Source organism: Erwinia sp. B116 (genome assembly GCF_002865965.1).
Lineage (GTDB): Bacteria > Pseudomonadota > Gammaproteobacteria > Enterobacterales > Enterobacteriaceae > Erwinia.
Window position 1 is genome coordinate 1 of sequence record NZ_JRZZ01000107.1, and the last position, 745, is coordinate 745.

Here is a 745-nt window from a genome sequence, read left to right on the forward strand (position 1 = left end):
TTTTTATTCGTCATCCTTCCAGAATATCCTGTCTCAACATGCCGTCCGTTATAGGAAAGCTCACCGGTGCTTTGGCTGTAAACCCACATAAATCTGTCTCCTGGTGTCAGATAGCAACGGTGTTACGCTCATTCCAGCTATCGGAATGAACGATATTGCCTTTCAGGTAATGCCACTTGATTTTTTCATACTTCAATTCAATACACTCAAGATGATTACATCTTTCACCATAGTCACTCTTGATGTCATACATTAGTGAGGAGATGGCTTCTACTTTTACACTCTCCATAACTACGGAAAAGTAATGCTCTTCCATACCAGCATCATTTATATTGTAGAACCTTAGCTCAGCAAGCCTGAGGGTTTTCCCCGTCGTTAACGCCTGATATAAATACGGGCTTGACGAGTCAACCTCCTTATCAACACAAAATGCTGAATGAATACGCGTTCCTGTAACTTTTCCGTTGGCATTGTCTGTCGGAATTTCAATGCAGTGATTTAAGCATATGATTTCGATGCTGCTTTCACGATCCCGAACATCGACACTTCCTTTAATGAGGTTCCCGGCATCGTCATAGAGCCATAGATAAACGGGTATTGCCATGATCAAATCCTGTTGATGAGTTCAAAGAAGATTCTAATCTACTCAGAATGTGCGCTACGGATTTTGTCTTTACGTGGCATTGAAGAAGAGTAAATCGAAAATCAATTTTCATATGATATGAAGCAAGCAAGACAGAAAAAA

Annotated in this window: 1 protein-coding gene; it reads right to left on the reverse strand. The window is 40.5% G+C overall.

From position 1 onward, the window contains the following. Positions 1–106 precede the first annotated feature (106 nt). Positions 107–604, reverse strand: coding sequence for a type VI secretion system tube protein TssD (gene tssD, locus NV64_RS22765; RefSeq protein WP_101506849.1), 498 nt, complete (start codon positions 602–604; stop codon positions 107–109). Positions 605–745 lie beyond the last annotated feature (141 nt).